Source organism: Achromobacter sp. D10 (assembly GCF_035282245.1).
GTDB lineage: Bacteria > Pseudomonadota > Gammaproteobacteria > Burkholderiales > Burkholderiaceae_B > Achromobacter > Achromobacter insolitus.
The window spans coordinates 216,378-230,222 of the sequence record NZ_JAYJLE010000006.1 but is presented as its reverse complement, the minus strand read 5'-3'; the positions used below and the strand labels follow the sequence as shown (position 1 = coordinate 230,222).

Sequence of the window (13,845 nt, the reverse complement as noted above, 5' to 3'; positions counted from 1 at the left end):
CCAGAAAAGCTACCGCCATCGGCACCACACCCGATGACGTTGGACCAGACGCCCGTGCCATCTTTGGGGCCCACCACCCCGTTACGGTTAGTGCCATCTGGCGCAAGCCCTGACGTCGCGTTCTGGCACACAGACTCACTCGGACCGTATATCGTCGCCTGCGCATCCGGAGGCGCAAAGAACATTCCTCCTACGAGTATTCCTGCCAACGCCCATACCGGAGGACAAAGTCCCAGACGATTTCTTGAGGTTTTTCCACGGGCTGTTGTGTTCTCGCTGACAGCAATCCAAGCTCCGATGGACTCACTCCAAATCGACCTGTAAACCTTGTTCATAGATACTCTCGTTGTTACTCAATCGACATGCCATCCGAAGCCGCCTCATTGCCCTACCCCGACAGCTTTCAAGCCGAGGCAGGACAACCGCATAAATCAGCAAGAATTCAACGAATTAATGCGGTTCGGTACGCCCGGTTAACATGGGAAAAACAGTGCCGAGGTTACCCGTTGGGCCTACCCCCAAACAGGCATTCCGCCCAATAGCAAATATCGGTTCTCACCGCACCCACGTTCAGTCCTTGTTCAGTAGAATCTGGCGCTGGCATTCGACGCGGAAACCGACAAAAGACCGCGCCCACCCGGGACCGATATGCCGCCAGCAGGACAGGCACGCTGACCATCCACGCGGCCTCCAGTACGGCCCGCCTTCACCTGCAAGGCGGCCTTGCGCGACCCGCGGCGATCTTGATCAGACGCCTCGCCCCACTGCTTTCCCCAATCTCAACTCGCACTGTGGGCGTGGCCTGCGGTTTTCCATATGCGTCGAACTTACGGGACAGGCTCCCGCACCCATTGCAAGAAACTCCACTGGACTACGCGCGGTTCCGCATGGACTTGCTAGCAATGATGCGCATCTATGTGCGCGTGGTCGAACGAGGAACCATGTCCGCCGCCGCAAGGGACCTGGACCTGGGACAACCGGCGGTAAGCGAGCGCATAGACAGGCTGGAGAAATTCCTGGGAGTCAGGCTGCTGACACGCAGCTCCCGCACCCTGACCTGCACGCATGAAGGTCGCGCGTTCTACGAAAACAGTCGCGAATTGCTTCAAGCAGCAGACAAGGCGGTCCACTCGCTCGCGCAGATGGATCACACGCTGAACGGTACGATCCGGATCGCGTCGGCACAGTGCTTCGGCGAAATCGTGTTGCCGCGCGTACTGCTGCGCATGCAGGCGAAGTACCCCGAGCTGAAAATAGACCTCGTCCTGAATGACGCCATCGTCGATCCGCTGACGGAGGGCGTGGACATCTCCTTGCGCCTGGGCAGGCTGACCGAAGGCGCCTACATCGCCTATCCCCTAGGCATCGTGGAGCGGATGCTGGTCGCGACACCCTCTTACCTGAGCAGGCACGGGAACATCAACAAACCGGCCGATCTTTCCAGGCACCCGTTCATCCGCGTGAAGGGCGTGTTCAATAACGATCACATGCCATTGAGCGGCCCCGACGCCTCGGTAGACAGTGTCCGGATACGTACCATAATGACGACCAGTCATTGGCGTCCCATGTACGAGATGATCTCGGCAAGCAGCGGTATCGGCGTGGTGCAAAAACCCGCATGCGCAGCAGCGCTGCAGCAAGGCAAACTGGTGCGCCTGTTGCCCCAATACGCCGTCCCGGCGTTTCCATTGAATGCCCTGGTGCCCGCGCAGCGCCCTCTATCGCCGCGCATCACCCGCATCATCGAAGTGCTCCGCGACGAAATCCCCCGCGCCCTGCTGAAGGAGGACAAGGCGTCCCTGTTCAGTTAAGGCGACGCAAGCGCGGCAGCTCCCGCAGGAACTCGGCAACCTCCAACGGCGGGGACAGCAAAAAGCCCTGGCCGATCTGGCATCCCAGGGCAGTCACCAGTGCCAGGCCTTCCGGATTTTCTATCCCCTCGGCCACCGACCTCAGCCCCAGGTCGCGGCTCAACTGCAAAGCCGAAACCAGCACGGCGCGAGCCGCCGGATCGCGAGCCGCCCGGCGCACGAACCTGGAATCGATCTTGAGTTCGTCGAAGGGCAGCCGGGTCAGCAATTCCGGCGTCGAATTGCTGATTCCAAAATCGTCCATCGATGCCCCAAAGCCATGAAGACGCAAGAGATTCAGGGCCGTTGACAGGCTCAGCAGATCATGCGCGGGCATGTCCTCGGTCAACTCCACTGTCAGGCGTTTGGAGTCCAGGCCCAGTCTGTCGAAATCCCCTATCAACTTGGGTACGAGTTGTGGTGTGCAAAGCACATCGGCCGACACGTTGATGGCGATGCGCAAGTCCTCGCCGTTGCGTTGCAACCAGGCGATCACCATTGCGCTCAATTCGGCAACATGGTGGAACAGCGCTTGCGCCATGCCGCAGCGGTGCGCAAGCGTTACCGTGACGATCGCGGGCACATGGCCTATCCGTTCATGACGCCACCGCACCAACGCTTCCGCGCCAATCAGTTTACGGGAGGTCAGGTCGTACTGCGGTTGCAGCACGATGCGCATGGCGCCGGGTGTATGCAAGCCGCGATGCAGGTCCGCGGCCTTCAAGCTGCTGTAGCCATCTCGCCCGCGCGCCTCCAGGCCTCGCTGCGGAGCGCTGAATATCCCGCGCAGGGTTTCCAGCACGCCGGACACCCGCCCCTCCCTGCGCACGATCCGCACATCCAGGCCCTGGTCGCGCGATATCTCTGCATGGCGCGCCAAGGTTCCGTATGCGATGTCCCCCTGCAGCAACACGATGACAGGCTGTCGCCGCAGTGCATTGGCGCCACGTTCGCAGGCCTGCCTGACGCTGGCCGGCACCCGTATCCCATCGGCGTTCAGGCCACTGACCTCGGCCACAACCACTCGCACTCCCCCTCCGTCCAACAACACGTCGAGCTGGCCCAACGACTCGATCCAGGAATACTCCATGCAGGCGGAAGCAAGGATGCGATCAAAGAGGCGTATCGCGACCTTATCGGCCAATACCAGCAAACGCGGACTGTCTATTGCAGCATGCATCTTGGGAGGACACCTTATATACGGCATGCATGCACGCTCCGCGGCGTGCTTGCATCGTCTTTTAGCCGACAGTAACCGCAAGCGCCCCTTGCAACCTTCAAGGAATTCCGATTCCTGCTATCGGACCAAGCCACACCCACCCGACGTCCGTCTGTTCCCGATACCGAACATCGGACCGTGCTGCTTGTTCTCGCCACACCTGGCCACTAGGATCCGTATACATCGATCTGCTGCATTACCCCTCGCTGGAATCCTGCCTTGAGCCCTGATAACATCCCGGCGACCTCTCCCCCCTGGACCACAAATGGATCGGCGCCGGCCACGCCCACCAAGCACCGATCCAGCGTCATCTGCGACGCCTGCTACACGCAAATCATCGAAGGCGCGAAGTCGCCTCCCCATGCCGGCCTGGTTTTCCGGGGCAACATGCCCGCGACCAGCTACACCGTGAACGGACGCAGCGGCGTCTTCAAGAATTTCTGCTGCCTTACCTGCAGAACCATCCTGCTGCAATACGTCGACAACTGGGACAACCCCGGCGGCTTCAGACTCGCGCCGTAGGCCTTGAATCCCTGCCCGCGCTTCCAACGTCGTTCATCGGACGGTTGGCGGCTTCGCTTGCGCCGGCTTACGAAGACGCGCCGGAACTTTTCGGGCAAGCATCGATCGTTACTTGGCAATGCGCCTTGGAGCGATGCAACACACGGAGGAATTTTTTTGAACGCAGAACGAACTTCATACATCGATACGCCCGCGCGCTATGGCCGCATCACCCGCTTTTTGCATTGGTCCATGGCGGTCCTGTTTGCCTGGCAATTCACCAGCGCGTTGCTGCGAGTGTTTGCCGAAGACAGCGCCATTGAGCAGTTCTTCTGGGGTACCCATGCCTCGACGGGCACCTTGCTCATGGCGCTGGCCGTGGCTCGCGGGGCGTGGGGACTCATCAACTTCAGCCGACGCCCCGCTGCAGGCAAAGGCATGCTCGGCCTGCTCGCAGCGGGCGGCCACCTGGCGCTCTATCTACTGATGATGGCCGTTCCCGCCCTGGCGCTGCTCCGCTCCTATGGCCGCGGCCGGGGACTGTCGGTGTTTGGCGTGCAATTGTTCGAGGCGCGGGGCACCGAGATCTCGACGCTCATGACACCCGGCAATGCCCTGCACGGCGTGCTGGGCTGGACGCTGCTGGCCCTGGCCTGCGCGCACATCTTCATGGCGCTGGTGCATCGCTATGTGTGGAAAGACCAGGTATTGGCACGAATGGCGGGCCGCCCTTCTCTCTCGTAGGTCCGGCAAGGGCTGGCCCGCGGCGTGTACGCGCGGCCGCCCTTTTCTTGCAGCGGCCGCAAGCGGCGCCCGGCTCAGCGGCGGAAGCCGCCCCCATGGAAGCCGCCGAAGCCGCCACCCCAGCCTCCCCGGCCGCCCATGCCGCGCCCCTGCCAGCCGCCGCCTTCGGCGCCGCCCATCCCACGGTCCCGCCACCCACCGCCCTGCCAGCCTCCGCCCTGCATGCCCCGGTCTTGCCAGCCGCCGCCCTCCGCGCCACCCATGCGTTCGCCGGAATAGTCGCGCGCCTGGCGCTGGCCGTTCAGATAGTTGCCACCCGACTGCGCGCCAGGCTGCACCGCTTGCCAGCCCGAGCTGGTGTGCTGCTGCCAGCCGTTGTCCGTGTGCTCATAGACGTTGCCATTGCGATCGGCGTATACGTTGCCGTTGTTCCACGCCATGCCGCTGTCCGTGTTGCGGTTATAGGTGGCGCCGCGGCGGTCCACGCTGCTGGTCCCCTCGCCAGCCGTACCGGTCGCCGTGGCGGAAGAGATAGTCGTGCGGCCGGTGTTTGTATTCGTACGCACATCCTGGCGGCCGGCGGCCCATTGGCCATCGTCGTTGGCGACCACTCCCGCGCGGCCGGCGCCGGAAGCCCCCGTCACCGGATTGGTGTAGGCATCGCGCCTGCCCGCGGCCGCATTGCCGGTGTACTCGTTGTAGGCCGCGCCGCGCGTGCCTTCGAAGGCCGCGCCGGTCTGCGGGTTGTAGCCCTCGGCGTGGGTCCCCTGCCATTCAGTGCCCGTCCAGCCATTCCAGCCGGCCGCGTGCGTGACCACGCCGGAACCACCCCAGGCGCCATAGACGTCCACCTGGTTCACGTTGACCCCGCCCCAATAGGGCGCGCCCCAATACGGCCCCCAGTAGGGAGCCGCGCCGCCCCAGGTTTCGCCGGCGACAAAGCCAAAAGCAAAGCCGGTCGCGGTGGCGAAGGCCGCGTCGTAACCGTAGCTGGGCGGATAGCCTACCCACGTGTCCTGCACGATGACCGGCGGATACGCATAACCCGTGCCGTACACCACCGTGCCGTCGGGACTGGCCACCACGCCCATGTAGCCCGGCGTATAGCCGAACACCACGCTTTGCGGGGTGGAGCCGTATACCTGCACATAGGTGACGTAGTGCAAGGGGGAACTGACCGGTATCGCGTAGATGACGGCCGGCACATGATCGGCCACGCGCCAGGGGCCCATCGGAGAGTCCGCCACGAACCACACCGCGCGCGACAAGGCGTAGTAGCGTCCTTCGGCCTGGATCACCGGCACCGGCGAGTTGGCCGCGTAGTAAAGCGCCGTGCCCGGGATGGGCCGCAGCGTCGGCGAACCGCCGGCATACTCGACCTGCAGCTTCGCCGCGCTGCGAGACACGGTGGCGGTCTGCGGAATGGTCGAGGCGATGAGCGCCTCTTTGGCTTGCGGCGTGCCCGGCACCGATGCCAGTACACCCGATTGCGGATCCTCGGCCGGAATCCGCGCGAAGTCACGCGGCAACTGCTTGCCCGGCACATAGGACCAGGGGCCGTCCAGGCTGGCGCCGCGGAACCAGCGGCCAGACACCAACAGGTAATAGCGGTTGTCGCCCGGATTCATGAACAGGGCGTGGTCGGCGTTGGCCACCGACAGAAGCGAAGTACCCGGCACGGGCCGCATTTCGGGCTGGCCCACGGTCACCAGCAATTCGGCGGGCACGGTCGACACCGCGATGGCCGGCGCGCGATGCGGCGGCTTTCCTCCATGCGGCAGCATCGGATCGGGCGCAGCCTTGCGGCGCGCGGCGTCAGCGGCCGCAAGCAACGCCGTGGGCGGCTGCGGCAGGTCCGTCCACGGACCGTTGACGCCGCCCGCTTCGTACCAATGCCCGGCCGCTTCGAGGAAATAGCGGTCCGCGCCGTTGGCCAGCATCAGCGCGCGCGTATTGACCACCCGGCGCCAGCCCGCGGCCTCGGGCAGGTCGGCCAGCACGGGCTCGCCGTCGATCAGCACCAGGACGGTGGGCACCGTGCGATAGACGATGCGCGGCGGCGCGTTGTCCACCGGAACCGTCTTCGTGGCCGGATTGTTCTGGGACAGGGTGTAGCTTAGCTGCAGCGCATCAAGCTTCGTGACCACTCCCTTGGCGGGCAGGCGGGCTTCGAGCTGGCTGCGCAGCCTGGCGGCTTCCTGCGGCGCCGTGGGAACCTGCACGCGCTCAATCCGAAAGTCCGACAGGTGCACCAGCCCGGCAGGCTTATTGACCTCGGCCCGCGCGGAAAAATCGGCCACGCCATAGGTCGGGCTACCCTTGGCGGCGCCGACTGCCACCGCCATCCGGCCCGAAATACGGTCGGCACTCCAGGTATCGATCTGGGGCTGATAGAGCTCCACCCGCGTGCCGTCGGCAGCCTCGAAGCTGCGCGGCCATTGCAGCGAACGTGCGGCCTCCTCCTGGGCGTCGGATTGGGTGGACGCCGATTGCGTCGGGGTCTGTCCCTGCCCTTGGGCCAGTACCGCGCCGCCGGGCATCAGGCTCGCGCCGGCAACCACGCCAGCCACGGCCAATGCGAGGGCGAGGCGTGAAAGACGCCCCGGCGGACTCGCGGACACGAACGGCGTTGTCGGGGATCCATGCACGCGCCACAGTCGGGTCAGGCTATACATCTCGCGCTCCTCGTTGCGGGCCGCAGCCGCCAGTCGGGCCCTTGGCCACTCTGATTTCCCGCAGCGCCGCCGCTGCGGGCCATGCGTCAGCCGGCCTCTCTGCGAGGCGTCCTGCATGCGCCGGCTTCTGAATAAGCAACAGAACGTTAACACCGCTGAAAAGCTATTGCCCGCTTTTATCAGACCTTCTATAAAACATCTCACCAGGGCTGCTACTTTTGCCCGATTGCCTTTCCGCTGCAATCCAACTAGAAGCGCGGCGCAACGCCCGCCACACGCCGGCACTCCCGCGCGTTGCGCCTACGCCCGGACCCTTGCCCGAGGCGCTCTGGCCGTCTCTCGAAGACTCTCCTGCTGCAAGCACACGTCGCCTAGTAGCCGTGGAAAGGAGCAGTTCATGGCGCCTGCCCTGAATCATCCCGGGGTGTATATCCAGGAAACGCCCACTGGCGCGCAGACTATTGCCGGCGTGCCCACGTCGGTAGCCGCATTCCTGGGCACGGCCATGCGCGGACCGCTCAACCGACCGGTCCGGATCCTGGATTTTGCCAGCTACGAACGCGAGTTCGGCGGGCTGGCCGAGGATTGTGACCTCGGCTATGCGGTGCTCCAGTTTTTCCTCAACGGCGGCGCCGAGGCCTGCGTGGTGCGCGTGGCCCCGCCTGGGCTGAACGGCGCACAGGACGCGCACGCGGCCTTCATCGGCCAACCTGCGCAGCGCCTGGGCCTCCATGCACTGGACGAAGCCCATCCCTTCAACCTGCTATGCCTGCCTGGCATCACGCACGCCGGCGTGCTTGCCGATGCCGTGTCCTACTGCAAGAAGCGGCGCGCCTTCATGATCATCGATGCACCGCCACAGGCGGCCGACGCCGCCGCCATGGCCACCGCCGTCATGGGTTCGGCGCTACCCAGGTCCGATCAGGCCGCCGCATATTTCCCCTGGATTCAGGCGACCGATCCCCTGCGCATCGGCCAGCGCCGATTGACGCCGCCCTGCGGCGCAATCGCCGGCCTGTACGCGCGCACCGATGGCAATCGCGGCGTCTGGAAAGCGCCGGCCGGCATTGACGCCAGTCTTGCCGGGGTGCTGTCCCTGGCCGTCACGGTCAGCGACGACGAGAGCCGCAACCTGAATACGCTGGGTGTCAATTGCCTACGCACGTTCCCCGGACGCGGCACGGTCTGCTGGGGTGCGCGGACCCTGCAAGGCATGGACCACTTCGCTTCGGAATACAAGTACGTGCCAGTGCGCCGCCTGGCGCTCCATCTGGAAGAATCGCTCTATCGCGGCACGCGGTGGGCCGCCTTCGAACCCAATGACGAACCGCTCTGGGCGCAGATCAGGCTGAACGTCGGCGCCTTCATGAACGCATTGTTCCGCCAGGGCGCGTTCCTGGGCGGCACGCCGCGCGACGCCTATCTGGTCAAGTGCGACGCGGAGACCACCACGCAACATGACATCGATAATGGCGTCGTCAACATCCTGGTGGGCTTTGCCCCGCTCAGGCCGGCCGAGTTCGTCGTCATCCGCGTGCAGCAACGAGCGGGACAGACTGAAGGACCGCAGCCATGAACGTGCCCGCCGAACCGCGGATTCTGGCGCTGTGGGACACCGGTAGCGAGAGCCGTTCCCACGCACTGGTACAGGCATCCGCAGGCGCCGAGGCGCTGGCGCGCGAAACCGGGCTGACGCTGCATCGCGTCGACCTTTCTCGCATCATCGGCAAGTACATCGGGGAAACCGAAAAGAACCTGAACCGCCTGTTCGAGTCCGTGGAGCAAGGCGGCGCCATCTTGCTGTTTGACGAAGCCGACGCACTCTTCGGCAAACGCACGAACGTCAGGGACAGCCATGACCGCTACGCAAACATCGAGGTCAGCTACCTGCTCCAACCCATAGCACCGTACCTCGGCCAGGCGTCCGGGGCCGCGGGCCCGAAGTCCAACGTGGACAGCACGTTCCTGCGGCGGCTACGCCTTGTTGTCGTGTTTCCGGCTGCCGCGCCGGATCCCCGCGCGCGCATCTGGCGCCGCGCATTCCCGGCCGCCGCCCCCGGCGCCGAAGTCACCATGACGCGCCTGCTGCAAGCGGTCCGCGCCGAAGCAACCCCACATGCCCGGCCCTTGCCTGGCACCAAGCTGAGAGAACATCCATGAAACCCGTCATCAATGAGTATGTCCGCGAGCTCAGCCACCCTGGCTACGACGCGGCCCAGCGCAATGCCTTCGTCGCTGCCATGGTTAGCAGGCGGCTGATGCGGCGCACGGAGGAGCAACGCGAGGCGGGCGAGGCCGATGCCGCGCTGGCAAGCGCCCTCGGCGACAATGCCACGGGCTCTGACGCCCGCGCCGACAACGGCAAGACTTGAGTGCTGCGCCGCTGCAGGATGACCCTGCGACCGCTACGGGCGCCGCGCGCGCGGACAAGCCCGCCCGGCCGCCACGGTATCATCAGGCCTGTTGCGCCGGCTTGCTCCTCCAGGGGCAGCTGGCGCTGCCATTCCCGCCCACATCCTGCAAAACGCGATGACCCCATACATCTCGGCCGGCATTCTGCTATCAGGCGTTTTCGCCGCCATCGCCTACCGCAGGAAGCGGCAGCGCGCGATGGACACAGCCGGCCGGCGCCTCGGCAGCGATCTGGTCGCGGGCGGCGCGCTCTACGGCGTGGCCGCGCCTCCAATCGGCGGCGCAGGCGTGGTCATGGGCCTGACCGCCGCAACCCGTGATCCCGAGACCCTGCTCATGCTGGTCTACGCCTTGCCCTGGTTCTACATTTTCGGCTTTGTACCCGCATTGCTGTGCGGGGTCGTGGCCGGCGCGCTGCGGCCGGCGCATCCGTCCTGGCGCGCATGCGCCGGGATGGCGCTGGTCGGCGCCGTCTATGGCTTCGTTTTCCTGCTCGGTTTCATTTCCCACAACAGACCATGGCAGGAGGAACTGGGCTTCCCCCTGACCGTGGGCGCCGCGCCCGGCGCGGTGAGCGCCTTCCTGTGCGCGCGCTTGTTCTATGGCAGGCCGGGCGGCCGCGGCGCGTCCGGCGGCAACACTCCGCAATCGGCGATGCAATAACGTCCCAATGTGCCATCACGGCCGGCCCTCAACCCGCTTCGGCGCGTCTGCGCGGCAGGTCGTTCAACAGGCTTTCCAGTCGGTCGAAATCCATGGGCTTGACCAAATGGTGATCGAAGCCTGCATCGCGTGACCGGCGCAGGTCTTCCTCCTGCCCCCATCCCGTCATGGCAATCAGCACAATGTCGGCGGCCAGCGGGCCGGCCCGCACCCGGCGCGCGACCTCGTAGCCGTCCATGCCCGGCATGCCGATATCCACCAGCATGACATCGGGCCTGAAACCGTCCAGCATGGCCAACGCGGCAGGTCCGTCGCCCACGCTGCGGACGTCGGCGCCCAGCGCTTGCAGCACCATGGCGGTGGTGTCTCCCGAGTCGGGACTGTCATCGACCACGAGGATGCGGCCCAGCGAGCGGGCTGGCGACGCCTGGACCGTGCGTGGCAGTGTCGCCGCAGCCGCGCCCATGGCCGGCAAATGCACCAGGAATTCAGACCCGGCGCCCGGGCCCGGGCTGCGTGCCTCCACCCCGCCCCCATGCAGCTCGACCAGGCGGCGGACCAACGTCAGGCCGAGGCCCAATCCGCCTTCTCCCTGCACGCGATCGACTTGCGTGAAAGGCTCGAACACCGAGGCCAGCATGTCGGCGGGAATGCCACGGCCGTTGTCCCGCACCGACATGAGCAGATTGCCGTCGGCCTCCCGGCTGGCGCGGATGCAAATCTCTCCGCCCCGATCGGTGTACTTGACGGCATTGTTCAATAGATTGGAAACCACCTGCGCCAGCCGCACGGCATCGGCCTCTACCATCAATGGCTCTTCGGGCAGATCGACGCGCAGTGTGTGCCCCTCGGCCTCGACCGATTCCCGGCTGGCCTCCAGGGCATGGCGCAGCACTTCGCCCAGATCCACCGGAGCCTTGCGCAGCAGGATCTTGCCCTTGGTGATCCGGGAGATATCCAGCAGGTCGTCCACCAGGCGCGCCATGTGGCTGACCTGGCGAGCCAACATATCGTGAACACGGCGTGTCCGCTCATCGCCGGCGCCGGAGAGCCGCAGCATGTGCAAGCCGTTGTGCAGCGGTGCAAGCGGATTGCGCAGTTCGTGCGCCAGCATGGCCAGGAATTCGTCCTTGCGGCGGTGCGCGAGGCGCAGTTCCCGTTCCGCGCGCATCAACTCGGTAATGTCCTGCACGACGGTGCACGCGCCGACCAGCTCGCCGTTCTCGGTGCGCAAGGGTGCGGCGCTGACGCGCATCCAGCGTTCCTGCCCATCCTCGGCCAGGTACTGCATTTCCGTGCCCGGCATCACCATTTCGCCGCGCAGTGCGCGCTTGCCGGGCCAGTTCTCGGGCGGCACGGGGTCGCCGTGTTCGTCCCAGCCGCTCCAGCGCGCGGCCAGTTCGGGACGCGCCGAGGGCACGGCATGAGGCGCGCAGCGTTCCATGAGCGCATTGGCCAGTATCCACTCGCCGCTGGCGTCGCAGACGCCCACGCCCACAGGCAACTGATCGATAATCGCCCTGAGCCGCCGTTCGTTGGCCCTGAGCGCCGCATAGGCCTGACGCCGCAGCATCGCAAGGCGCAAGTGCGCATCGACGCGCGCCTGCAGCTCGCGCGCGGCAAAGGGCTTGATCAGATAGTCGTCGGCGCCCGCCTGCATGCCTTCCACGCGGGCCTCTTCGCCGGCGCGCGCCGACAGCAGGATCACCGGAATCGCGCGCGTGCGCTCGTCACTGCGCAGGGCCTGCAACAGGCTCAGCCCGTCCATGCCCGGCATCATCACGTCGGAAATCACCAGGTCGGGCGGTTCCTGGCGCGCGCTCCGCAGCGCGGATGCGCCGTCGCCCGCAAGCCGCAGCGCATACTTGGACGACAGCAGGCCGTGTAGGTAATCGCGCATATCGGCGTTGTCATCCGCGCACAGCACGACTGGCCGTCCGCTTTCTGCCGCGCTGGACGGCGGCGCCTCCGCGGGCGCTGCCGTCCAGCGCGCCGCTTCCTGCAGATAGGGCGCGCCTGCGCCCGCCGTCGTTGCCGCCAACGACGCCGCCACGGGCGGCGTCATGGACTTGCCGCCCTTGGGCAGCGTAACGGTGAATATGCTGCCCACGCCTGGCTGGCTTTCGACGGAAATCGAACCGCCCAGCAGCGTGACCAGCTCGCGGACCAGCGCCAATCCTATCCCCGTGCCTTCGTGGGTTCTTGCGGCCGCGCTTTCGACGCGATGGAAGCGTTCAAAAATCCTGGGCAGCTCCTCGCTCGCAATGCCGATGCCGGTGTCGCGCACCGACAGCGCCACACTGGAACCGCGATCGGACAGGATGACCTCGATGGAACCTTGCAGGGTGTACTTGAACGCGTTGGACAGCAGGTTCAGCAGGATTTTTTCGTACAGGTCGCGATCCAGCCACACCGCATCCCGCAGTTCGTCACACTGCACGCGCAGCGTCAGTCCGGCAGCCTCGATCATGGAACGGAACGCGCTGGCATGTTCCATCGTTGCACGGACCAGATCGGTGGGACTTGCGCGCGCCGCGATGGCGCCCCCCTCGATACGCGAAAAGTCGAGCAGGGAATTGACCAGCTTCTGCAGCCGCAGCGCATTGCGATGCAGCATCTGCAACGCACCCCGGTCCAGTTGCCCGCCCTGTTCGCCCAGCGCCTGTTCCAGCGGCCCCAGGATCAAGGTCAAGGGCGTGCGGAATTCGTGGCTGACATTGGAAAAAAAAGTCGTCTTGGCCTGGTCCAGCTCTGCCAGGGCCTCGGCCCGCCGGCTCTCCTGCTCATAGGCCGCAGCGTTGGCGATCGTGCTGGCGGCGTGGTGCGCGACCAGATCGAGAAAATCGCGGTAGGCGTCGTCCAGCGGACGCCGCGAGCTCACGCCCAACACCATGATGCCCGACACGGATCCGTCAGCGGTCCAGCGCATGGGCACCACGCGTGCCCACTGTGCCGGATCGTCCCAGGGGCCGCCGGGCAGTGCAAGCCCCAGCGGCGCCAGCGCGATGGTCTGCGGCAGGGCCGCCTGCGCCACCGCGTCCAGCGGCCAGGCTGCGGGCGCCATCGCCGCCGGAGCGTCCACGCCCGTGGACGCGAGCAATTCCGTCCCGCCATCGCCGCAGCGGTAGATGAGGCAGAACGGCACGTCCATCCGGCTCTCCGACATCACCGCGCACAGGCCTTCGGCAGGCGCCTTGAGGCCGTGCGCGCGCAGAGGCTGCGCGCCAAGCTTGCGCAGTATTTCCAGCCGTCTTGCGCTGACGATCTTTTCAGTTGTTTCGGTACAGGGGCAGAACACGCCCTCCACCGTTACGCCGTCCGCGGCCAGGATGGGACCATAAGTAAACGTGACATAGACTTCTTCGCGCGGGAGATCACGATCGAAAAAATACTGCGCGTCGTGCGACCACGTTGCCTGGCCGCTCTGGTATACCCCTTCCAGCATGGGGCCGATGGAGCCCCAGATTTCGCTCCAGCAGACCTGCCCTGGCTGCATCAGCGCGGCCGGGTGCTTGTTGGCGCCCAGAAAGGGGATGTAGGCGTCGTTGTAGAGGATACGGAAGTCCGCTCCCCACCAGATCAGGATGGGGAAGCGCGAACTCAGGCACAGGCTCAGCGCCGTGCGCAGGTTCTGCGGCCAGGTGCCGGGCTCGCCCAGCGGGGTCTTGCTCCAGTCCAGTTCGCGCAGCCGCTGCGCCATTTCTCCGCGCTCGGGCAAGAATTCCAGACTTGACTCGGATGTCACGGCCTTTCCTATTTTGTGGAACAGAGGTGGTCGCGC

The 13,845-nt window shown here is 65.6% G+C and carries 10 protein-coding genes and 1 pseudogene; 7 read left to right on the top strand and 4 right to left on the bottom strand.

The window, feature by feature from the left end:
* Nucleotides 1-245: 245 nt before the first annotated feature.
* A pseudogene (locus VCS63_RS29765) lies at nucleotides 246-335 on the bottom strand (ESPR domain-containing protein); the annotation flags it as partial.
* 552 nt (nucleotides 336-887) lie between these two features.
* On the opposite strand from VCS63_RS29765, the gene VCS63_RS18800 reads away from it, so the two are divergent.
* On the top strand, nucleotides 888-1,811 hold the full coding sequence (locus VCS63_RS18800) for a LysR family transcriptional regulator (protein ID WP_323880697.1): 924 nt from the start codon (nucleotides 888-890) through the stop codon (nucleotides 1,809-1,811).
* Here the strand turns inward: VCS63_RS18800 and VCS63_RS18795 are convergent.
* A complete protein-coding gene (locus VCS63_RS18795; protein WP_323880695.1) occupies nucleotides 1,804-3,030 on the bottom strand; it encodes an EAL domain-containing protein in 1,227 nt (408 codons plus the stop codon). The genes VCS63_RS18800 and VCS63_RS18795 overlap by 8 nt on opposite strands.
* A gap of 258 nt (nucleotides 3,031-3,288) precedes the next feature.
* Here VCS63_RS18795 and VCS63_RS18790 point away from each other — a divergent pair, with 258 nt between their 5' ends.
* Both VCS63_RS18790 and VCS63_RS18785 read left to right on the top strand, forming a co-directional pair.
* On the top strand, nucleotides 3,289-3,591 hold the full coding sequence (locus VCS63_RS18790; RefSeq protein ID WP_112966198.1) for a hypothetical protein: 303 nt from the start codon (nucleotides 3,289-3,291) through the stop codon (nucleotides 3,589-3,591).
* A 156-nt stretch (nucleotides 3,592-3,747) separates the two neighbouring features.
* Entirely contained in the window at nucleotides 3,748-4,314 is a 567-nt protein-coding gene (locus tag VCS63_RS18785) for a cytochrome b (protein WP_112966199.1), read from the top strand.
* A 74-nt stretch (nucleotides 4,315-4,388) separates the two neighbouring features.
* On the opposite strand, the gene VCS63_RS18780 is transcribed toward VCS63_RS18785, so the two are convergent.
* Nucleotides 4,389-6,989 (bottom strand): carbohydrate-binding family V/XII, encoded by a 2,601-nt coding sequence (locus VCS63_RS18780; protein ID WP_323880693.1) that lies wholly within the window; start codon nucleotides 6,987-6,989, stop codon nucleotides 4,389-4,391.
* Nucleotides 6,990-7,386: 397 nt separating this feature from the next.
* Between VCS63_RS18780 and VCS63_RS18775 the strand changes: the two genes are divergently transcribed.
* The 4 genes from VCS63_RS18775 to VCS63_RS18760 all read left to right on the top strand — a co-directional run bounded on the left by VCS63_RS18775 (nucleotide 7,387) and on the right by VCS63_RS18760 (nucleotide 10,064).
* Nucleotides 7,387-8,565 carry a phage tail sheath family protein gene (locus VCS63_RS18775; RefSeq protein WP_323880691.1) on the top strand — a complete coding sequence of 393 codons (1,179 nt, stop codon included), beginning with the start codon at nucleotides 7,387-7,389 and terminating at the stop codon, nucleotides 8,563-8,565.
* Nucleotides 8,562-9,149, top strand: coding sequence for an ATP-binding protein (locus VCS63_RS18770; RefSeq protein ID WP_323880689.1), 588 nt, complete (start codon nucleotides 8,562-8,564; stop codon nucleotides 9,147-9,149). The genes VCS63_RS18775 and VCS63_RS18770 overlap by 4 nt, the downstream gene beginning before the upstream one ends.
* Nucleotides 9,146-9,361 (top strand): hypothetical protein, encoded by a 216-nt coding sequence (locus VCS63_RS18765; RefSeq protein WP_042794975.1) that lies wholly within the window; start codon nucleotides 9,146-9,148, stop codon nucleotides 9,359-9,361. Before VCS63_RS18770 ends, VCS63_RS18765 begins: the two co-directional genes overlap by 4 nt.
* A gap of 157 nt (nucleotides 9,362-9,518) precedes the next feature.
* Nucleotides 9,519-10,064, top strand: a complete 546-nt coding sequence (locus tag VCS63_RS18760) for a hypothetical protein (protein WP_063962257.1) — start codon at nucleotides 9,519-9,521, stop codon at nucleotides 10,062-10,064.
* Between the two features lie 28 nt (nucleotides 10,065-10,092).
* Here VCS63_RS18760 and VCS63_RS18755 read toward each other — a convergent pair whose 3' ends face one another.
* Nucleotides 10,093-13,809, bottom strand: a complete 3,717-nt coding sequence (locus VCS63_RS18755; RefSeq protein WP_323880687.1) for an ATP-binding protein — start codon at nucleotides 13,807-13,809, stop codon at nucleotides 10,093-10,095.
* Nucleotides 13,810-13,845 lie beyond the last annotated feature (36 nt).